The sequence below is a fragment of the Marinobacter metalliresistant genome (assembly GCF_038098645.1).
Taxonomy (GTDB): Bacteria; Pseudomonadota; Gammaproteobacteria; order Pseudomonadales; family Oleiphilaceae; genus Marinobacter; species Marinobacter metalliresistant.
Genome location: NZ_CP101118.1, coordinates 1,316,182 through 1,338,297, shown reverse-complemented (window position 1 = coordinate 1,338,297; position 22,116 = coordinate 1,316,182). Strand labels below are relative to the sequence as shown.

Genomic DNA, 22,116 nt, shown 5'->3' with positions numbered 1-22,116 from the left:
AGTAACATTAGGCGTAAGCCCGCTCAGCAATTGGCAAACTCATGGACAAAGAGCTTAGAAAAGCAGAAGAACAGATACAACTCTTCATGGAGCTCATGGGAGAAGACGGTGTATCTTCGCCCTCAAAGTAGCCTAAAATGGGGATAGTCTAACTGAGACAGCCATTCAACGGTCCAGAAAGGCACCACGAGACTATGAAACAGCCTGGCCTTTCTCATATACCAGAGCCTGAAGCAGAGCGGTGGCAGCAAGATGCCCTGCAATTCTGGCGAGTACAGATCGAGCGCGATCCATTCTTTGCGCCGGTACTGACCAGTGCCGCATTTCAACGGCTGCAAGATATCTCATTCCTGGGCGCACTGGACTACGCTGCCCGCAGCCCAAAACAACGCACAGGCAGCAGGGCAGACCACTCGCTGAATGTCGCGGCACTGGCTAACTTCGTTGCGGTTAAGCGGGGATATAGCCGCGAGCTAAGCAGGCACCTGATCCTTGCCGGGCTGCTCCATGACATTGGGCACCCGCCACTGTCACACAGTGCCGAGCCATTTATCAAAAAACACATTGGCTACGGCCACCACCTGGCCGGAGAAAAAATTCTGAAAGGCCAGAATGAACTGGGCGAAACCTTACATAACTGGCTGGAAGTACATTCTGATATTCCTTTCTTGATTTCTCTGATCGACCAGCGGGCCCGATATGTAGATGGCGGCGATCTGTTTGCGAGCCCTATCAACATAGATACCATTGAGGGCATCACACGAACCTACCGCCTGATTGAGCCCGGCATCGCGGTTCATCTTAACCGCCAACGAGTTAGGTTAGCCGAAGCATCGTTTCTTTCAGGCATGAACACAGGCCTGAAAGACCTGGATTATTTCTGGACCATGAAGCATCGGGTTTATACCAACCTGATCACCAGCACCCAAGGCCTGCTGGCCGACAAACTCTCTCAGCTTTACTTTGAACAAGAGCGCGCAGAGTTTGCGGAAAAAGACATGTTCAGCTCAGAAAACCTCTGGCGAAAGCAGTATGCCGGGTTGTTTGAAAATCTAAAAAAAATTAACAGAAAATCGCTGAAAGTAAGTTGGCTGTCGGGCCGGCAAGTTCGGTACACCACACGCTCCTACTACCTCGATATCGAAAAGCGTGGCTTGGCAAGATACCGTTGTGCCAAGCAGGGAGCTTCCGTAACGCTGCCAGCAATACAAAAGCTCGAAGAATGGCCGATTCAGATTTCTCTCGTTGAATAACAAGCACGGACGCCAATGGCATACGAAAAAATCCTTACCGATTACCCAAAACTTAAAGCCGCCAGAGCTTATACCGCAGAACGGCTTGAATTAATCAGAAAAGCTCTGGCTGACAAGCTGGAGCCCAGTGACTACAAAGGCAAGATCACCATAGTAGCAGTGGGCTCTTATGGGCGAGGAGAGGCCTCCAGCGCTTCGGACCTGGACCTCTACATCCTCTTCGATTCTGATCGCGATGCGGAAGATGCCATACCGGCGGAACTCGTCGCAGTGGAGAAGGTGGTTGATCAATATGTACCAAACAGCACGGGCGAAACTGGCACTTTCGGCAGTAGGGCATGTGTAAGATTTGCAGATATTCTTAGCAAGATAGGCGGAACGGAAGACACCAATTACCACATTACCCGCAGGCTGCTGTTCCTGCTTGAGGGTACCTGGCTTTATGGTGAAGGGCGCTTTCAGCAGTACCGCAGGGAATTACTGAATTGCTACATCAAAGAAACGGATACAGACGGGCGGCTCTCGCGTTTTCTGTTAAACGACATCATCCGCTACTATCGCACCATAACCACAGATTTCGAGCACAAAGTCAGTGCCCAGCAGCAAGGGTGGGGGCTAAGGCAGGTAAAACTGAGATTCTCCCGCAAGATTCTCTATTTCGGCGGCATTGTCGCGGTAGCCGAAACCACCGGCCTGCCTATTACCGACAAACTGGAAAAAATCGGTGACTGGTTTGATTGCCAGGGCCTGGAACGGATCTATCAGGCTGCCCCAAACCAACCAGAAACCAGGCAAGTGTTGGAACTGTATGAGTACTTTCTTGCCGTAATATCAGAACCGCGAACCAGGGAACAGCTAAAAGTGCTGCAAAAAGAAAATCGGGCCCAGTGCCAAAGGTATAACGAGCTTCGTGAAAAGGGCATCGAACTTTCGGAAACCCTGGCGGGTTGGCTTAAATCAAAGTATACGGCCGACCACGAAATACACCACGCCCTGATTTTCTGAGGGCAGCGATCAAACCATGATCTACTTCTTGAGACATGGCGAAACGGACTACAACAGACATAGCCTTTGGATGGGGCGGCTGGATCAACCCCTCAATGCCGCAGGAGTCGCCCAGGCACAACAAACCGCTGAAAGGCTTGCCCAAATGTCTCTGGGCCAAATTATCACCAGCCCGCTCAGCAGGGCACAGGATACAGCCACCATAATCGCCAACCGTCATCCAGACAACCCGCCCGTCAAGGTGGCGGATTGGCTGATAGAACGAGATTACGGCCGCTTCGAAGGCCTGAAAAAAACACCGGCGAATAGAGCTGCGATTGAAAACGACCTGACCACAGAGACCATGGCCGAACTCTTTACCCGATTAGCACCTATACGCCATATTGACGAAACGAAGAGTGACACGCTGATCATCTCCCACTCCGGCATATACCGGTGCTTGGTCAGCAGCTACGGCTACACCCCAGATCCGGACAAATCAACACTCAGCAACGCAGAATTCGTAACCATTACCCCCCCCCAACTGACCCAAAATCAGCAAAACCACTAAAAATCGCATCTTATTTCTTTTTTCGTGTCCTTTAGTGGATTTAGTGGCAAAAAAGGTATTAAACGAATGAAAGGCATCATCCTCGCCGGCGGCTCCGGCACCCGGCTGCACCCCATCACCCATGGCGTATCCAAGCAACTCCTGCCGATTTACGACAAGCCAATGATCTATTATCCCATTTCCGTGCTAATGCTTGCGGGAATCAGGGATATATTGATCATCACCACACCCGAAGAGCAACAGCTATACAAAACCCAATATGGCCAATACCTGATCGAGCTACTGGCGTGAGCTCTTCGATGCATCCTTACCACAAACCGGTCGATATAAACTTTAATCTCCCGACCCGGATATATGGCGGCATGCTGGCCATTTGGTTACTGCGCCCCAATCTTCAAAAAAAGTTTCCACTCCATAATAATCAGAGAACAGACTATCTCGCGTTCCTGGCCTGGTGCACCGCAATCGGGCGCCGAGAGTGTCGAATTCTGACGGAAATCGAAGAGTGGAACCGTGAGTTGCAGAAACCTGTGAGACTACCAGCCAGTAGGGATGATAAGTGGAATGGAACTTTCACCGTAGGAATGTATCTGGCCGGTCTTCATAGGGCTAAGTATTGGGATGCTCAAATCCAGGCGAACGGCAAGCTCAGACATCGCGCTGCCCGATGGTACTTCCGGGAGGGGCGCCAGCTTCTGAGCCTGGGAAATGTGCAGAACTGGCAGATCAAGGCGCTGGAATCCAATTTCGCGAATTTCGAGGCGTTTAAAGATCACATCAGCCTTCCTGATGACGATCAGCCAAGCCTCAAAACCATAGAGGAAAACTGCAAGGACATCGAAGCAGCCTGGGGGAACCACCAACCCGAAAGTTGCCCCGATTCGGTGGCGGTGGAAAAGCCCGGCATGCTTATTCAGTACCTGGCTTCTTTGTTGCCGGTAAGCAGTAACCGGTTGCTGAGTGTCATCCGGAAGAAGTCCGCACCACCGGGTACCGCACAGGTAACGAAAGTTGCAAAGAAGATTAATGAAAAGGCGGCGCAACACAAAAGTGTTAAATCAGTAACCGGGCCATTTGGCGTCAATCTTTACGGCTATGCAAAGGGCGAGCTGGGCATTGGCGAAGATGTGCGCATGCTTGCACTGGCACTGCAATCCGCCGGTATTCCGTTTTGTATCATTAACATTGAGCTGGGCAAGGATGTCAGTCAGAAAGATGCCAGTGTCGATGATTGGGTCGTTTCCGAGCCAAAGTACAGCGTTAATGTTTTCTGCATGACCGGCATCGAAATGTGCCGTTATATCTGCGAGAGGGGCAGCCACGTTCTTGCTCACCACTACACTATTGGCCTCTGGCCCTGGGAGCTGCCGGCATGGCCAGAGGCATGGCACCACACCTGGTCCCTGGTTGATGAAATCTGGGGGGTTAGCCACTATACGGCCGACGCATACGCTAAAGCGCCGGTGCCGGTTGTGCCAATTCGGCTTCCAGTTGTTGTTGGGAAAGTGGCCCCGTTGCCCCGCAGCCATTGGATCTTGCCGGATGATGCATACCTTTTCGTCTTCTCATTCGATATGAACTCCCGCCCAACAAGAAAAAACCCGCACGCGGTTATCAAGGCCTTCAAGCTTGCTGCAGAAGGCAAAGATGCTGAAGAGGCAGGGCTCGTACTAAAAATCAGCCACCTCAAGCCCCAGAGCCCAGAGTGGGTAGAGCTGGAAGAGTTGATCGACAATGATCCACGCATCCATCTGGTGACCACCGAATTAAGGCGGCCTGAGGTATTGGCCTTATATCGGAACTGTGACTGCTATGTTTCGCTGCACCGCAGCGAAGGCTTTGGAAGAGGACTGGCAGAAGCGCAATTGCTGGGTTTACCGCTCATTGCCACGGGTTATTCCGGCAATATGGAGTTTTGTCAGCCACCGACTCAATGTGTCGATTTTTCGTTAATTGAGCTTGGCAAGAACGATTACTTCTACGGCGAAGGTCAGCACTGGGCTGAGCCAGACACAGAACAGGCTGCACAGTTAATGAAACATCAATTAAGTAAGGGGCGGTCTGAAGTACCTGTTCAATACTATACCGATCGCTTTTCTCCCGAGAGTTGCGGAGAAATATTTAAACAAAGGCTGCAGGCTATTGCGCAGCCAGTGCCAGAAAAAGGAGAGTTTTCTAAATGATCAACAGTTCTATTCATCCGGTGATCTTGTCAGGTGGGTCTGGTAGCAGGTTATGGCCGATGTCGCGTGCGGGTTATCCCAAACAATTTCTGGCATTGCACGGTGACGACGGCATTACGATGCTGCAGGCTACTGCCAAGCGTGTTCAGCGGAAAAATTTCTCGAATCCACTGTTGGTCTGTAACGAAGAGCACCGATTCATTCTTGCCGAACAGCTGCGGCAAGTTGCGATCGAGCCGGACGGCATCATTCTTGAACCGGTTGCGCGTAACACAGCACCCGCGGTTGCAGCAGCAGCTCTCAGACTGAGCGAGAAGCAAGCGGATGCTTTGATGCTGGTTATGCCCTCCGATCACGTCATTCTTGACGAGGCAAGCTTTCACGAGGCAGTTCAGGCAGCCGCAGAAGCAGCCGCTGGAGGCGCCCTGGTAACCTTTGGTATTACGCCGACCCAACCTGAAACCGGCTACGGCTATATCCAGAGAGGGCAGCCGTGGGCAGGAGACATAAATGGTGTTTTTGAGGTAACACGCTTTGTTGAAAAGCCGGACCTGAAAACAGCAGAGCAGTACCTTGAATCTGGCGACTATGCCTGGAACAGCGGCATATTCCTCTTCAGAGCAGATACCTACATCAACGCGCTGGAAGCGTTCCAGCCTGAAATGCTGGCTGCTGCACGCGCCGCTTTGGAAAACAGCCATGAGGATTTAAACTTCTGCCGCCTGGATGAAGCCGCCTTTTCCGCATCGCCATCGGACTCGATAGATTACGCGGTAATGGAGCAGACGGATAATGCAGCGGTGGTCCCCGTCGATATGGGCTGGAGCGATCTTGGTGCCTGGTCTGCGCTGTGGGATATCGAAGAGAAGGATGAGCAAGGAAACGTCGCCACTGGTGACGTGCTATTGCACAATACCCGAAACAGCTATGTGCATGCAGATCACGCCATGGTCGCCGTTTCCGGGCTTGATGATGTAATTGTGGTGGCTACCGATGACGCTGTCCTGGTGGTTGATCGTCATAATGCACAGGGCGTGAAAGATCTTGTTGATCAACTCAAGCGGGAAGGCCGTGGCGAACACCACCTGCATACCACCGTTCACCGTCCCTGGGGTTCTTACCGTGGCATCGACATGGGTGAGCGCCACCAGGTCAAGCGCATCACGGTAAAGCCGGGCGAGAAACTCTCATTGCAGATGCACTATCACCGTGCCGAGCACTGGATTGTCGCCAGCGGTACCGCGCTGGTTACCTGCGGTGAAAAAGAGTTTCTCCTCAGAGAAAATGAATCCACCTTCATCCCGATGGGAGAAACGCACCGTTTGGAGAACCCTGGCAAGGTGCCGCTGGATATCATTGAGGTGCAATCAGGGAGCTATCTCGGCGAGGATGACATTGTCCGATTTGAAGACGGGTATGGGCGAGCGAAATAAGCTCCAAACCAGCGAAGATACTTCACGTTTCCTCCACTCTGTGCATCACTTTTATCTACAGACCCGCTTATGACAACCCTCTGCATTACCGGTACCCCTGGGCGTGATTTCGAAAGTGTCAGCAAGCTCCTGTTTCAGGGAGGCCTTGCATCGGCAAAACCGATTGAGCGCGAGACAACCATCAGCCTGGAAGATTGGCATGCACGCGTTTGCCCCTTGCTGAGGAAGCAGCAAGCCCCTGGTCGCTTATGGGAACAGTTAGCTGGTGACCTCCTGTTGGCTAATTTTCAGCAGCCGCAATGGGGCTGGTCAGATCCTGCGACTCTCGATGCGCTCGAGTTCTGGGCTGAACTCGAGCCTGGAATGTGTTTCCTGCTTCTGACCTCTGACCCCCAGGAATACCTCGCGCATAACCTGTTGGAGGGAAGCGGAGAGAAAGGTGAAGAGGTAGATGAGAAAGCTTGCCTCCAGGAATGGCGATACCAGCATGAGCGTATGCTGACGTTCTATCTGGATAATCCGGAGCGATGCTTGCTGGTCAATGCCCGGCAGGCTCGCGCCAACCCTTCAGCTTTTGTGGAAAAGCTTGAGGGGCGCTGGGGAGTAGAGCTAGACTTGTCGTCAACCTACTTCCCGGTTCTTGCCGGTAACTCCCGGCAAGAGGCTCCGATAACGCTCGCCCAGTACATTGCCGAGAAAAGCCTGGTAGACCATGGCAAGGGGCTGACCCCCTTGCGTGAGGAGCTACATGCCGCGCAATTCCCGCTGGCTGAGCCCGCCGCGCAGGCAGACCCAGACGGCAATATTCTGGGTTCTGCCAATCTCTCTCTCGTTTCTATCTTGAGGGACTACCAGCAACGCTGTGCCCGGGATCTTTCAGAAAGCGATCGTAAAGCGCTTGAGACACTCCGCAGGGAGAATGAGCAGCTCCTGACCAAGCTTCGCTACGTACAGGAGCAGCTGGATGCAACAACTGAAAACCAGCTGCAACTGGAAAAACAGCTTGAAGAGGCAAAAGCGCTGCCAACTGTCACCTCTGAGGAACTTGCCAACCTGGAGGAGCAGCGACTCGCTGAAACAGAGATGCTGCTTCTGCAGATCCACCAGGTACAGGAGGAACTGGAAGCCAGCTTTATTAAACAGCAGGAAAGTGCCGAAGCGTTGGCCGAACGAGAAAAAGCGCTCCAAAGTGCCAACTCGGAGAATGAGGAGCTCCGCAAAGCGAGGTTGCAGGACGAGCAGCAACTCGAAGAATCGATCCGGCAAAACGAGCAGCTTCTGCACCGTCTACACGAGGTACAGGAAGAGCTTGAAGCTAGCTTTATCATGCTGGAAGGGGATGCTGAAACGTTGGCAGAGCGAGAAAAAGCACTGCAGATTGCGAACTCTGAGAATCGTCAGCTCCGCGAAGCGAGAGAGCGAGCGGATCTCGACCTCGAGAAGTTGAGGCAAATGAACGAACAATTGTCCCTTCAAGTGGAACAATTGAGAAAAGTTGAGCAGCAGCTTGAAGAGTCAACTCAGCACAACGAAAACATTCTTCTTCAACTTAACCAGACACAGGAAGAACTGGAGCATTATTTCCTTTTGCATAACCAGAGCAGAGAGGAAATAGAAAAGCTCAAAGCCGAGAATCGGAAGCTCAGCTTTCAAAAAGAAATGGCGGAGAAGCAAGCCCAAGCATCTACAGGCCTACTTGGACGACTCGGGAGCCGCAAGCAGGTCAATTTTACCCCCACCTTGACTTATGAAACGGTTCAGTTAAAAAAAGAGCAGGTCAATCCAGACTATGAACACCTCTGGTTTACCCTGACAGAGGCAACCTTTGGCGAGCAATACTCCCCCAAATGGCAGTTCCGTCTCTCTTGCGCAGGCGTAAAGCCTAATGAATTTGGCGAACAGCCCAAGCTGGAAATTCCGGAACAGACTGATCAACTGCTTAAAAACTGGTTCGAAGAAAGCGAAAGCGAGCACGGAAAAAAACTGGAGCTGAGGTTCGCACTGCCCAACGCCATGGATTCCAAAACCTGGAAGCAGATAACTATCGAGGACCAGGATTTGATAGGTTCTCTTGTAGAGCAGCTTCCTGGCTTATTGAATGAATTGGAGGCAACCGGCTGCCATATCTCCAGGGACTGGGCAGAATGGCAAAAGTTGGCGGCCGATATGAAGCGCATTCATAAGAACAAAGCCAAGAAGTGATCGATGTAATTCAGTTACGTTGTTTTCAGGATGGTGTATCCAAACTGCTAACTGTGCTCGGAAGCGTCTATAAAATGACACGGGATCTGCGAGATGTCTCAGAATAAAAACACCAAGCCCTACCAGTCGCTTATTCATTTGGGATGCGGGGAAGCGCCCAATGTTGATGAGTACCTTGCTCTGGCAGAGCACGTGTGGCTAATTGAAGCTGATTCACGGGCCATCGACATGCTGAACGAGGCACTGGGGGCGCTCGAGAATGTTCATATTGTGAATGCTCTGGCAGATACTGAGGAGCGCACTGGCACTTTCTACCGCTATAGCCTGCCCTGGGCGAACGGCCTGGTCCCGGTTAATGAAGCCACGCAGCAGCTTTACCCCGGGTTGCGCACGCTCGAAAGTGAGGAACAGCCCACTACTCCGGTTGATAGGCTCCTATGGCAGTGTCTCCAGAAGCAGAAAGACACTGGCGACCATTTGTTATTCATGGATGTGGGCGAATCTAACCATCCTCTCCTGCAAGCACTTGAAGACGGTGGATTATTGGCCCGCTTGCATACGGTAATCGTCCTGCCTGCGCACCGGCGACAATCGCCTGTCGTTGTGCCTCCAAGTTTATATCCTGCGAACGCAAAACCAGAGAACCTGACCCTTCCAGACAACGCTCAGGTGCTTAAGCGCCATCCCCTGTTGCTTGAGCTTGAGGCTCGCCAACAGGACGTTAAACTTGAGGTAGATCAGGTTTCTGAAAAGTTGAGAGAGGCAGAGACGGAGCTTGAAAATCGCACCAGGGAAAGAGACCAGATAAAACAGCAGCTGGTAAAGTGCGATGAGCAACTTTCCGCTTCCAATCAGGAACTTGAGGAGAGAAAGCGGCTCACAGAGCAACAAGCGGAGGCGCATAAGCAAGCATTAGCTGGTGAACAAGAAAAAACGTCTCAGTTAGCACAAGAACGTGACCAATATTTGCGCCAGCGAGATGAGGAATGGAACAAAGGCGAGACGCTGACGAAAGAGCGCGATGAATTGAAGCGCCAGCTTGAACAAGCGATTAAACAGCGGGACGAAGCCCGGCATCATAACCATCTCAATCACCAGGCAAAAAATGCAGCAGAAGCTCGAGTCTCGGAACTTGAGGAAAGGCTGGTCGAGGCTACCAGGTATAATCAGATAGCCTTGAAATCTGGGGGAGAAAATCTATCGGCGGGTATCGGTGGCGATGGCTTTTACCGAGCCCTTGAGGACAAATTCCGGGGAACTCGGAAGGACATCAAACAGCGAGTCAGCGTGTACCTACCCTTCGTACGCCCCATCGCGGAGCGAAATCCTGGTGTGCCTGCTCTGGATCTTGGTTGTGGGCGAGGGGAATGGCTGGAAGTTCTGAAAGAGGCGAACATTGCCGGCCATGGCATCGATCAAAACACAGGGATGCTGCAAGGCGACGATGCACTTGGCCTGAGCGTTGAACAAGGTGATGCGATTACATACCTGCGAGCGCAGGCAGATGCCAGCCGTATTTGCGTCAGCCTGATACACGTTGTGGAGCACCTGCCGTTTGACATGCTTCGCGACATAGTCGCTGAGGCTAAACGCGTACTGGTGCCTGATGGCTTGCTGATCATGGAGACACCCAATCCTGAAAATATCACGGTTGGGAGCTGCACCTTCTACATGGATCCTACGCACCGGAATCCCTTGCCCCCGCGACTGTTAGCGTTTGTGCCAGAGTTTTACGGTTTTGAGAGAGTTAAAGTAATCAGATTGCAAGAGTCTCCGACGATTCACCAAAAAGAGCACTTCGACACCATTGATTATCTGAGCGCAATCAGCCCGGACTACGCTGTAATTGCACAAGTTTCGTTGCCTTCTAATGAACTAGCGAACGTTTCAGAGCAAAAAAGCTGGGAACGAGAATATGGAATTTCCTTGTCTTCAATGCTCCAAAAAAAAGCTGTATTAAAGAAGAATGACGAGTGAATTAATCACAAAAACTCCTGTGCCTGTTCAGAAATGGTGTCATTCAAATTCGCTGGAATCTCGCTGCAGTCGATACGCTTTTTGGATAAGGTTGGTTCGGCATTCCCTGCATAATTAATAAACAGCTTAGAGTAATAAGGAAATAATCATGGTTGATGAAAGGCCCGGCCTTGTTGGTTTGTCTTCCGAAAAATTTGCTTCCATAAATACGCTCCGAGAAGAAAATAAAAAGAACCTGATACGGGCGGCCTATCGTGCTCTTCTTTTTCGTGAAGTGGACGACTCCAGTTTAAATCATTTAATGAAAGTTCTTCATGATAAAATAAGTTTTAAAACTCTTATCAATGAGCTGAAACAATCTGAAGAATTTAAAAATCGCCATTTAAATATCGGGACATCCCGGCCCGTTGCCCAAGGGCGTATTAAGCCAATAGCAATGACGTTAAAAGCAGAAAAATTATATAACTCTATGAGAGAATCCGTAGTTGCTCGAGGAGAAGTTTAAATGCGCATACTTATCGATCTCGAGTGGATTCAGGATAGCAATGGCCAACTCTCAGCTGAATTGGAGCCCATAAAGCAATTATCTCAGACAGCAGATAAAAATGAGCTTTTCGCCATCGTCGCGGGGCATAAAGCCGAACAGCTCAGAAGAGCGCTGGAGCATTTTTTGCCGCGTGAGCAAATATTAGCCTGGCCGACTATGGATTTTTGTCAAGGGGGTGATAGTTCTAAGCTAAATAGAGCCTTAAAAGAGGCAGTAATCAAATCGCTGCGGCCGGATGCGGTTGTTATTCCGATTCCAGAGCGTAAAGCCAGTTTAGCCCCTTCGCCGTTAACGGAATCTTTTTTGAAGGTGGTTCCGACTTTTTTGATAGGTGTTACAGGAGAAAAAAATACTTCAGTAGCTTGTTACCCGATGAGGGAGTGGTTGCCTCCCGCAGAATGGCGTTCCCTGTTTCTAGATAATGGGTCAGAAAATCACTCTCGAAAGAATCAATACGATACCAGCTTACTGCAAAATCTCGCTCTGATGGTGGAGGAGTTTGTTGCGAATTTGGCTCTGGATTACAGTCCCCAGCGCCGTTTAGCTTACGTGTCTCCCTTGCCACCTCTAAAGAGCGGTATTGCTGATTATAGTGAATCACTGATTCCGCATCTGGCTCGTTATTACCAGATCGACGTCTTTGTGCCGCAAGACGACGTAACGCCAGGTTGGGTGAAAAATAATTGCCGCGTTTTCCCGCTATCGGAACTCTACCGATGCGCGGGTGATTATGAGAGAGTTTTATATCATTTCGGTAACAATCCTCAACATGCGGACATGTTTGAACTTCTTGAAGCCGTGCCGGGGGTTGTGGTTCTTCACGACTTTTTTCTTAGTGGTATTAACTGGTATCGAGAAGCACACCAGATTGCCGAGCAATCATTGAACCGCGAACTCTATCGAGCCCATGGCTATCGCAGTGTGCAGGAACGCTTGAGTTCCGGTGACAAAGACGCTGTTTTCAAATACCCATGCAGCAAAAGTGTGATCGATAATTCGGTTGGGATGATTGTTCATTCACCAAATTCCCTCCGTTTGGCGGACCAGTGGTATCAAGATAGCCGTGGATTCAAAATTATCCCTTTGCTTCGCGATATTGCGCCAAGCCAAGCACAAAAGGATCTGCGAATTAAGTACGGGTTGGGGAAGAAGGATATAGTCGTTGCGAGCTTCGGTTTTCTCGGCCCTACCAAACAGAATCATCGGTTACTTGAGGCGTGGAAAATGGCCGGCCTCGACCAGAGCGCTCATCATAAACTTTACTTTGTTGGCGATACTGAAGCAGACCATTACGGCCAGTCAATGCGGCAAAAAGTGGAGTCAGGCGAGTATGGCGCCAACATCACGATCGTTGGTTGGACTGAAGCGGATGAATATCAGGAATATCTCCAACTTGCGGATGTTGCTGTTCAGTTACGCACCTTGTCACGCGGGGAAACGTCCGCGGCTGTACTGGACTGTATGAATCACGGCATCGCGACCATCGTTAACGCTAACGGGTCTATGGCGGATATTCCTGAAGATACTGTATTGATGCTGCCCGACGAGTTTGAAGATTGGCAGCTCGCAGAGGCGTTGAAAAAGCTCGCCAGCGAAGAGTCCGAGCGGAAACAGTTGGGTGAATCGGCTGCGCAGCTTTTGCACACGGAGCATGAACCATCTGCTTGCGCTCGCCAGTACTGGGAAGCAATCGAGGAAGCATACCGCTATAGCCCGAACAGGGCGCAGTCAGTGGTCAACGAATTGGTACGGCAATCGCTCCTTCCATCAACCACAAACCAACAAAAGAATCTGGCAGCCGCACTTTCACATATAGATAGTCTCGGAAAGCCAGTTAAAAATCTGTATGTCGACATTTCCGTGGTTGCCAGGGACGACTTCAAGACGGGCATCCAACGGGTTGTAAGAGCTTTCTTGACGGAGCTGATCAAGTCACCTCCAGCGGGCTACCGTATTGAGCCGGTGTTTATGGAGATCATAGATGACGAGTGGGGGTATTATTATGCCCGCGATTATACCTTCGATTTTATGGGAGCACCGATTAGCTACTTGCCCGATGAGCCGGTGGAGTTCTGTGCCGGCGATATCTTTTTGGGCCTCGACTTAGCAGGCGGATATGTGGTCAACGCAGGCCGTCAGGGGCTTTTTCAGCGAATGATGGACGCCGGCGTTTCGACCTATTTTGTGGTCTATGATCTCATACCCATTCAGTTTGAAGACTACTATCCTGCCGGGTTCAAAAAGGGGCACGAAGATTGGCTTAAAGTGGTGGCTAAAAGCCACGGAGCACTCTGCATAAGCCGCGCGGTGGCCGACGAGTTGCAAACCTGGTGCGATATGCACAAAGCCGAAGTAGCCGACCATTTCCGGATTGACCATTTTCACCTTGGCGCAGATATTGGCAACAGTGCGCCATCTAAGGGGCTTCCCGATAACGCCCACAATATTCTGAACCGTATTCGCTCCTGCCCATCCTTCTTAATGGTGGGCACCATTGAGCCTCGAAAGGGTTATCGCCAGGTTCTGGAGGCATTTACCCGCTTGTGGGATCAGGGCGCCGATGTAAACCTGGTATTTGTAGGCAAAAAGGGTTGGTTGGTTGACGAGCTGGTCAACTATATCGAGACGCACCCAGAACTTGGCGATCGTTTGTTATGGTTGGAAAGCATTAGTGACGAATATTTAGAGGAAGTATACGCCGCCTGCAGCTGCTTGCTTGCTGCCAGTGAAGGTGAGGGTTTTGGATTGCCGCTGATCGAAGCCGCTCAGAAAGGCTTGCCAATTATTGCTCGTGATATTCCTGTATTCAGAGAGGTCGCTGGTGATTACGCATACTATTTTGCCGATGCTCGTTCGGAAGAACGTCTGGTAGAAGCTGTGGAGCAGTGGTTAATGCTACTCAGTGAGAATAAGCATCCTCGATCAGAGTCTTTGCCGTGGTTGACGTGGCAGCAAAGCTTGGAAGAGATGTTAACGGCATTGCTTAGTCAAAGATCAGACGGGACCGCCTCTGGCCTACAGAAGCGATTTGTACAAAAGGCGGCAAAAGCATCGACTTGACGACATTTGGTTAAGACCTAGCGACGCATAAAGATTGGCTCGAGATTAAACGTTCTTCAATTTCCATGCGCCCTTAGCTATAGAGATATTACAAATAATTAGCTTTAAGCAACGACGTAAAATGCCTGCAGTAATCTATGCTGTCCTAATAGCTTGAGCCTTAATCTATGGACATCAAATCTATAGTTTGGAAGAACATCATGTTTCCTGAACGTGTAATTTTCTATACTGTCTAGCCACCTTAATGCGTAGCCATATTCTTAGGCGACTGATTATTTAATAATTTGTTGTACGTTTTTTTTGGTTGAAAAGTTAAAAATCTTGGAGATGTTGAATGAAATTGGCCAATGAAAGTAACATCCTGCCTTCCGACGATTTGTCGTATCTAGAGAGATTGATAGATTTTGAAGGTGGTGTGGATCGGGGTCCTATGTCTGGGAAGAAATATCTGATTTATGCGCCAGGGAAAACTGGAACAGTGTCAATATACACATCAATACTAAAGCAGCTATCGCAGGAAAATGATTATAGTGATGTGTTAAACATGATGCTCCACAATCACAATAATGCGTCGATCGTCAGTATAGCGAATGGATTCGAGAGTATTGGTAAAGCAGAATTATTAAAGAAAAACAGTAACTATTCAGCTCACTTTTTCTCAAAAAGTGCTTGACAGGGTTTTTTCTCAAATCCCGGGAATTTCGGCCGCGCCCGGGACGTTGCGGTAAAGGGGCGCTCAAGTCGCCTGTCAACCCGTCAGTGGTGTTTTAAGCGGACAGACATCCCCGGGCAGGTCGCCAACAGGGAAAGTCCCGCACAAACCTGCTCAGGAGGGAAAATCCGGCCTGAAAAAGTCGTGCGATAATGGGGCATCCAGCGACGGAATCCCGGTTCATGAAGATCAGCAACATTGATGTCGACGCCGCCCTGGCGAATGTCAGGCAACAGCTCAAGGACGATTCAGCGGTCTCGCCTTCGCTGCGCGCGGCCATTGAGCTGCTGATGGTGCTGATCCAGATCTTGCTCGGCCGGGTCAGCGCCAATAGTAGCAACAGCAGCAAGCCGCCCTCCCAGGATCCGAACCGGCCCAAGGAGAGCCGCAGCAAGGGCGAGCGCAAACCGGGCGGGCAGCCTGGTCGTATTGGCAAGACACTGCAACCGGTCGAGGAGCCGGATGCGATCAGAACCGTGAAAGTGGACCGGCGCACCCTGCCCCAGGGCAACCAATTCCGAGTGGTCGGCTACGAGAAGCGCCGGTCTTCGACCTGGACATCAGCCGCTTCGTCACCGAGTACCAGGCCGAGATCCTGGAGAACGAACAGGGACAGCGCATAGTGGCGCCGTTCCCGGCCGGTGTCGACCGCCCGGTGCAGTATGGGCCCCGGTTGAAGGCGCATGCGGTTTATCTGTCGCAGTACCAGCTCTTGCCCTACGAACGCATCCGCGAGTACTTCGAGGATCAGGTCGGCCTTGCGCTGAGCGCGGGGTCGCTGTTCAACTTCAATCAGGAAGCCTTCGACAAAGCTGAGGGCTTCGAGCACTGGGTCAAGGACCGTCTGGCCGAGTCGGAGTTGATCCATGCCGATGAAACCGGCATCAACATCGGTGGTCAACGCCACTGGCTGCACTGTGCCTCCAACGACGGCCTGACCTGGTTGGCACCCCATGCGCAGCGAGGCCACGAGGCCATGGAGGAGATCGGTATCCTGCCACGCTTTCACGGCGTGCTCTGTCACGACCACTGGAAACCGTACTACCGCTATGAGTGCGGGCATGCGCTCTGCAATGCCCACCATCTGCGGGAACTGCAGCGCGCCTGGGAACAGGACAAGCAGGCCTGGGCGCAGCGCATGCAGACCCTGCTGCGCACCATGAATGATGCGGTCAAGAATGCCGGTGGCAGCCTGCCGCCGGACAAGGCGGAGGGTTGGCGCAAGGCATACCGGCAATGCCTCAAGAAAGCAGAAGAAGAGTGTCCGCCCCCGGATGAAAGCCAACGGCAGGGCAAACGCGGTCGGCTCAAACGCACACGGGCCCGCAACCTGCTGGAGCGGCTGCGCGACTACGAGACGGATGTCCTTCGCTTCCTGGACGATCCGACGGTTCCGTTTACGAACAACCAAGGCGAACGTGATATCCGCATGCTCAAGGTGCAGCAGAAAATCTCCGGCTGCTTCCGCTCATTCGAGGGGGCCCTGATCTTCTGTCGTGTGCGCAGTCTTCTGTCCACGGCGCGGAAACAGAACCTGGGTGCCTCCGAGGTATTGACGCAGCTGTTTACCGGGCGTGAGCCGGCTTTTATGTCGGCACCGGAACGGGGCTAACAGGGCTTTTTACGGGGAGGCAACTGAATAGTTACGAAAAACATCGTCAGAGACATCATCGAGCTAAGGAAAGATAAAGAGGCGCGAACGAGTATAATTTCAAGCTTCCGAGATCCGCTTAAGAGAGCAATCTCTGGTACGTTTCAGCAACTTGAGAATCTAGTGGCTCGCGACAGTGTTTCGATAGATGATATTTGTTATGATGACATATATAAAAGACTCATTAAAAATATAGACGGTTTTTGACTTCCAAGCACCCATTAGAGGAGTTTCATGACAACTTTTTCGATTTATATTCTTTCGATCATAGTGCTGGTCATTGCAAGGTTATTTTCGATGAACTAGATGTGCTTGTATTGTGCTTAGAAAAATCTGGTTCTTGGGAGCAATCACTTCGGGATATTACTAACTTAGATGAGATTACTTTAACTAAATCCAACTCTATTGCCGAAAAAAAAGTGTCTATTCTTCATGATCAGTTTGTGAATGAGCTGAAGCTGCCCAAGCAAAAGTTGCAGGAAATATATTATGGTAACAATAAACAGCAGAAATATATTGCTTGGTTCTATACTGAAGAAGAAGTGGGAGAAATGTTTAATGACGCGGTTTATCTGTTTGGGCAGTACGGGTAATTAACTACTCTGCCGTGGTCTAAAAAAATCTAATCGCAAATGCGGAATTTTTATCTGCTTTTATTGTTATGTTTTTTCTGATTAAATATTAGTGCTCATACTTCAAATTTATATTGATCCTTCTGTAGTTAAAATATTTTGTGGATAATTTTTTCTAGAAACGGTTAAGTGTTTCTTGTTTGGCTTTTCTGTATTTTGGTTTTAGGGTTTTATGAATGGCTGCGTTACTTCGTGAATATCGGGGCAGGTCTACGCAAGGGATTTGCGCCTATTTCCTTGGTATGTGTGGAAAACGGGTTTGGCGTTTGGTTTCGCCAATGGGATTCTTAATCTATTCTTGCGAATAGCTCTCTGGAAAAAGCCGACTTTCTACCAAAAGTGTATGTGGCTCAGAGAGGTTCAGGGGTTGACAGTTTTGTTATTTATTTGAAAATTGGCTGAAACTATTTCTGTTGTGACGATGATTAAGGTGTTCACTAATTTTTCCGGTTTATAAAATAATGGGCCTTATCTATGAAGAGTATTGTGTTTCTCCATATTGAGAAAGCGGCAGGAACTGCAATTCGTGATCGATTCTTTCTGAGAAATATCCGTGGATCGTGCAACTGGAAAGGCAGGAAGTCTGAAGATATAGAGAATAGTGTCCTCTTGGGACAATGGTATCAACTTAAGGAAAAACCACAGCGCCGGCAAGCCAGGTTCCTGCCACATCGAGCCAGCATGAAGTTGGCCAACTGACAGAAACACCCCTTTATTGCCGTGTTGAGGGGACACGGAGGTGCGGATTGGAGAAGAATTGCAGGTCAAGGCGACCTTTGAGGCGAGCGAAAGCCGACCAGCGCCAAACGCAGTCTTTGAGTCGGATTCAATACGCTCGTGACCGGAGCCTTCGGGTTCAGCGAGTGCGCTTGTAGCCTTCGCACCCGCGGGTTGCTTTTCGTCGGCGCTGGCGCGGAAAACTTCGCCCGGGCCGGATGGCGGTCAGGCTGTTACGGATCAGGGTCAACAGGCACTCCATGGCGTGGGCGCATGGCTCGACCAGGAGCGTCACCAGGGTGTTTTTCAGGCGCGACACGCCCTGAGTGAAGTTCGCCTTCCAACCCCTTTGCGGTGTCGGGTTTGTTGCTCAATCCGGGGCTGCTGCAGTACCTGCATCAGCATGGCCAGGTTTTTCAACAGCAGCTTGGCGTGGAAGTCCTGAAGCGCCGCGGTCGCGGTGCGACCGCTGAAGTTGTCCAGGGTCAGGGTCTGCTTGAGCCGCCGGTAATCGGTTTCGATCCCCCAACGGCGGTGGTAGAGCCCCGCAAATTCGGTGGCCGGGAAGGCCTGGGTATCCAGCAGTGACGTGGCCAGCACTTCCACCTCACCGCCTGGCAGGAGCACCCGGATCAGGCGCAGGGTGACCTCGGTATCCGGATCGACGCCGGCCTGCTCGCAGACTTTTCGGGACAGCCAGCCCTTGCAGGCGAAACAGAGGGTCTGTTCGCTGTTGCCGGAAGCCACGAAGTCCCTCACGGCCGGGTTGTGCTTGAGAGTCAGGCGCATGAGGAAATGCTGGTTCCGCTGCAACAGGGCGGCAAAGAGCCAATGAGCAGGGTAGCCCCGGTCAAACACCAGGAGGCTGTTGTCCGGCGCATACTCCAGGTGCATGGCGGCACAGCCCCGCTCATCCACATCCGGAGTAATCAGCAGACCATGCAGGGTCTGTTGGTCGCACAGATCATAGAGCATGGACAGCCGCGCCACGGGCAGCTCACTGTGACTGCCGAAGAAGTTTTCCAGGGGCTGCTCCAGCGGCAGGTGTACACCGGAGCCGTCCACGCCCAGCAGCCGCAGCCCGCACCATGTGCTGCGCAGGCCCAGTTCATCCAGCTGGTTTTGAAGCACATCGTTCAGCGCCACCAGAGCGGAGGGCTTGAGCTTGCGGCGGGCTTTGCTGAAAGCCTGCGCGGTGACGACCTGTTTTTCGAAAGGCGTGTTGTTGAGCACACGGAAAAATTGATCCAGCTCGGTCTGAAGCGCACTGCCAGGCTGGTTAAGCAGAAAAAGGATCAGATTACGGAAGGTGAGATAGCGTTTTCGGGTGAAATCGCACGCATTTTGGCGATGAGTAGCAATGAATTCCGGGCTATCCAGCAAACTGGTTAATTTATGTACAATTTTTAAGCAGGATCTCGCTGGTGGGGTCAACCGTTGGATTGGATTTATGGCTCAATTCAGTGACTCCTGAGTTGGTTTGTGGACCCTAATTATATGATATTTTTAGTGAAATGTCTTAAGTTGATGGCATTGCCTCTTGGGAGGGCATCGTGGAGTTGATTTTTACTTGAAAAATGGTTTTGCAAAGGATGCGGTATTCGTCTCAATTTTGAGAGAGCCTGTGTCGCGGGTTTTTTCCTTGTATAATTATTATCGTTCTCGTGGCGAGTTGCCAGGAATGAATAATGATCTATCTATAAGCAGAAGCATTCTGGAAAATGAGCACTTTAGGAATAAGATTAGGAATGCCCAAAATAAATATATATCGGGCCGGGAAAGCTTTAATTACACTAAATCGTTTATCGAAAATAATAGTTTCTTGATCGGGACGCAGGACGATGTACAGCAATTTCAAGATGTACTGGCTTACAATCTCGGGTTTAATGTAAATAAAAAAGTTTCTGGGAACGTTGGTGATTCTGGTTATAAGAAGAATCTGAGCCTCTCTTTGGATGCACAGCGAGAATTAGAAAATCTGATTTTTGAAGATGTCCAGCTATTTAATTTTCTTAGGACTAAATGCTCTGGTCTTATAAACACGGTGCCGGAAGCTGCTTGGGAAGATCTTAGATTGAGTGTGTCTCATTTTCTGCCCAGTAAGAACCTGTTTTTAGGGCGTGCGGAGCTTAAAGAACAGGTGCTTTCCAAAAAATCCGGCGAACGATTTAAAGTTTCAGTCAAAATTGAAAATTTCAGTGGTACTAATTGGTTGGATGACGACGACAGTAGGCTCTTTTTGTCATACCATTGGTTGAAATCGGATTACACGGAATATAATTTTCCGGGTATTCGAACTCCGATAAATCGAGACGTTCAGGATGGTGAAGTTATCCTATCTTCGATGGATGTATTGGCGCCTGATGAGCCCGGGACCTACATTCTTGAAGCAACCGGTGTCAAGGCTAGATGTGCTTGGTTCGAGAATGATGGGTTTCGAGTGGATCGAATGGTTTGCAAAGTTGTCTAGTTTGCCTTCGCTTCGTGTAACTCGTAATCTAACGGCATACAGGTAGTGAATATTGATAGTTTTTTAATATTTGAAGTCGGTATTTGGGGTTTGTTTATTTCTTGGGCATATTTGCGTGGATTTCGAATCGTTATTCTAGACAGCTTGAGTCCATTTGTTTTTCGGCTCTATTTTTGTAAGAGCTTTCACGGTTTTAGGTCGATCACGTTGGCAATATTTAATCAGTACTAATGCGTTTTTACGCTATCAATGTGTCGAGGATTTTAAGTTATTTTAGTTCGTCCACTGATTGTTTTGGCAAAGCTTGTCGGGTAGGTAGCTGATTTGAAAAAATTTGAGAGAGTGGTTGTACATGTTGGTTGGGATAAGACTGGATCCAGTGCTATTCAGCATTTTCTTGATGAAAATAGAAGCGCTGTTACAGAGCAGTTTAACATCTCATATCCGGTGGGCAGATGGCATGCTTTTTTAGGCTCTATTTTCTCACGCAACCCAGAGAATTATGTGTTCAATAAATATACCGGGCTGAGTGAATCTGACGATATTGGGAGGCGTGACCGCACCTCTTTGGCCGCGTTTGAGCAATCAGTAGACGAACTGTCTCCCAATAAAATTCTATGCATCTCATACGAGGGATTTGTGAGTTTGGCAATGCCTGAGTTGGAAGAATTAAAGTCTTACCTTCTGCAGTACTCCGATCGCGTAGATGTTATTGCATATGTTCGACCTATCTTTTCCTATGCCAGAAGTGCTATTAGTCAACGGGCAAAGCAAGGCGAGCCTTTTTTTGATGATGGTTCTCTGCCGCGTAACAGCTATAAAGCGACGTTAGAGAAATTTTTTCTGGTGTTTGGTAGAGCCAATGTTTATGTCAGAAAGTTTTCTACGGATACGCTTGTGTCTTCTGACGTTCTTACTGATTTTTTGTCGTTCTGTGGGGTAGAACCGGAAAATTACAAGATTAATTATGAGACCCCCGCTCGCGAAAATGAGAGTCTAAGTTGGCCTGCAGTAATATTTTCTGACTCGGTAATTAGAAGCCTTAAAAAGGATAACGTCGAGTACACAGTTGCCGAATATGGGCGTCTTTTGGGAGGGCGTCTATCAATTATAGATGGGCCAAAGATTCCGATTCGACGCGATCTTGAAAAGTCTCTAATAGCCCAGTCGGAAGATGATGCAGACTTTCTCAAGCGTGAGTACGGAATCGATATAATAGATTCCAATATCGATGTGGGAGATTCTGAAAGTGAAGCCTGGGAAAACATAGTTATATCCTTGGCTGATGCGGTGAGTTATTCCTTTGGTTCAGCAATAAGACGTTCTAACCCTGCGTTCAAGACAAACTATGAAGGATACGTTAGTGCACGTTTCGAAGACTCTTCACTCCGTGTCGGAGAAATACTGAGGTTGCAGGTTTCGATGGGTAATCTCTCACCAATTCGATGGCCGATAAGTGCTAGTGCTGGCCCAAGAATGAGTTATCACTGGAGAAGTACGAACGGCTATTATTTGTTTGACGGAAAGAGGACTGTCATTCCGTGCGCTGAGATACTTCCCGGTGACGAGACAAAGGTTGTAATGGAGATACCGGCGCCTGATGAACCAGGGGAGTATCTATTGATTGTCACCGCTGTAGAGGAAGGCAGATGCTGGCTAGAGAATGAGGGCCTGATCCCGGCTTGTTTTAAATTCTGTGTATCATGATTTTTTAGCGCAATAAT

14 protein-coding genes and 3 pseudogenes are annotated in these 22,116 nt (G+C 50.0%); 15 read left to right on the top strand and 2 right to left on the bottom strand.

The window, feature by feature from the left end:
* Window positions 1-194 precede the first annotated feature (194 nt).
* The 13 genes and pseudogenes from NLK58_RS06185 (at window position 195) to NLK58_RS06125 (ending at window position 17,166) form a co-directional block, all read left to right on the top strand.
* On the top strand, window positions 195-1,253 hold the full coding sequence (locus NLK58_RS06185) for an HD domain-containing protein (protein ID WP_341582317.1): 1,059 nt from the start codon (window positions 195-197) through the stop codon (window positions 1,251-1,253).
* Window positions 1,254-1,268: 15 nt separating this feature from the next.
* Window positions 1,269-2,258, top strand: coding sequence for a nucleotidyltransferase domain-containing protein (locus tag NLK58_RS06180; protein WP_341582316.1), 990 nt, complete (start codon window positions 1,269-1,271; stop codon window positions 2,256-2,258).
* 16 nt (window positions 2,259-2,274) lie between these two features.
* On the top strand, window positions 2,275-2,808 hold the full coding sequence (locus tag NLK58_RS06175) for a histidine phosphatase family protein (RefSeq protein ID WP_341582315.1): 534 nt from the start codon (window positions 2,275-2,277) through the stop codon (window positions 2,806-2,808).
* A 66-nt stretch (window positions 2,809-2,874) separates the two neighbouring features.
* Window positions 2,875-3,072 (top strand): annotated as a pseudogene (locus NLK58_RS06170) (sugar phosphate nucleotidyltransferase); the annotation flags it as partial.
* A 98-nt stretch (window positions 3,073-3,170) separates the two neighbouring features.
* Window positions 3,171-4,991 (top strand): glycosyltransferase, encoded by a 1,821-nt coding sequence (locus NLK58_RS06165; RefSeq protein WP_341582314.1) that lies wholly within the window; start codon window positions 3,171-3,173, stop codon window positions 4,989-4,991.
* Window positions 4,988-6,424 carry a mannose-1-phosphate guanylyltransferase/mannose-6-phosphate isomerase gene (locus NLK58_RS06160; RefSeq protein ID WP_341582313.1) on the top strand — a complete coding sequence of 479 codons (1,437 nt, stop codon included), beginning with the start codon at window positions 4,988-4,990 and terminating at the stop codon, window positions 6,422-6,424. Before NLK58_RS06165 ends, NLK58_RS06160 begins: the two co-directional genes overlap by 4 nt.
* A 69-nt stretch (window positions 6,425-6,493) precedes the next feature.
* Complete coding sequence (locus tag NLK58_RS06155) at window positions 6,494-8,626, top strand: hypothetical protein (RefSeq protein WP_341582312.1); 2,133 nt, start codon at window positions 6,494-6,496, stop codon at window positions 8,624-8,626.
* A 93-nt stretch (window positions 8,627-8,719) separates the two neighbouring features.
* Window positions 8,720-10,603 carry a methyltransferase domain-containing protein gene (locus NLK58_RS06150; protein WP_341582311.1) on the top strand — a complete coding sequence of 628 codons (1,884 nt, stop codon included), beginning with the start codon at window positions 8,720-8,722 and terminating at the stop codon, window positions 10,601-10,603.
* A gap of 148 nt (window positions 10,604-10,751) precedes the next feature.
* The gene (locus tag NLK58_RS06145; protein ID WP_341582310.1) at window positions 10,752-11,108 is read left to right on the top strand and encodes a hypothetical protein; all 357 of its coding nucleotides are present in this window, start codon (window positions 10,752-10,754) and stop codon (window positions 11,106-11,108) included.
* Window positions 11,109-14,210, top strand: a complete 3,102-nt coding sequence (locus tag NLK58_RS06140) for a glycosyltransferase (protein ID WP_341582309.1) — start codon at window positions 11,109-11,111, stop codon at window positions 14,208-14,210.
* A 334-nt stretch (window positions 14,211-14,544) separates the two neighbouring features.
* Window positions 14,545-14,883 carry a hypothetical protein gene (locus NLK58_RS06135; RefSeq protein ID WP_341582308.1) on the top strand — a complete coding sequence of 113 codons (339 nt, stop codon included), beginning with the start codon at window positions 14,545-14,547 and terminating at the stop codon, window positions 14,881-14,883.
* A gap of 221 nt (window positions 14,884-15,104) precedes the next feature.
* Window positions 15,105-16,534: pseudogene (locus tag NLK58_RS06130) on the top strand (IS66 family transposase).
* Window positions 16,535-16,776: 242 nt separating this feature from the next.
* Window positions 16,777-17,166 carry a hypothetical protein gene (locus tag NLK58_RS06125; protein WP_341582307.1) on the top strand — a complete coding sequence of 130 codons (390 nt, stop codon included), beginning with the start codon at window positions 16,777-16,779 and terminating at the stop codon, window positions 17,164-17,166.
* 895 nt (window positions 17,167-18,061) lie between these two features.
* Here NLK58_RS06125 and NLK58_RS06120 read toward each other — a convergent pair.
* Together NLK58_RS06120 and NLK58_RS06115 are read right to left on the bottom strand one after the other, a co-directional pair.
* Window positions 18,062-18,241: a hypothetical protein gene (locus NLK58_RS06120; RefSeq protein WP_341582836.1), complete on the bottom strand. Its 180-nt coding sequence runs from the start codon at window positions 18,239-18,241 to the stop codon at window positions 18,062-18,064.
* Window positions 18,233-19,356 (bottom strand): annotated as a pseudogene (locus NLK58_RS06115) (IS4 family transposase); the annotation flags it as partial. The pseudogene NLK58_RS06115 and the gene NLK58_RS06120, both read right to left, overlap by 9 nt.
* 136 nt (window positions 19,357-19,492) lie before the next feature.
* On the opposite strand from NLK58_RS06115, the gene NLK58_RS06110 reads away from it, so the two are divergent.
* Both NLK58_RS06110 and NLK58_RS06105 read left to right on the top strand, forming a co-directional pair.
* On the top strand, window positions 19,493-20,392 hold the full coding sequence (locus NLK58_RS06110) for a hypothetical protein (RefSeq protein WP_341582306.1): 900 nt from the start codon (window positions 19,493-19,495) through the stop codon (window positions 20,390-20,392).
* A gap of 324 nt (window positions 20,393-20,716) precedes the next feature.
* A complete protein-coding gene (locus NLK58_RS06105) occupies window positions 20,717-22,099 on the top strand; it encodes a hypothetical protein (RefSeq protein ID WP_341582305.1) in 1,383 nt (460 codons plus the stop codon).
* Window positions 22,100-22,116 lie beyond the last annotated feature (17 nt).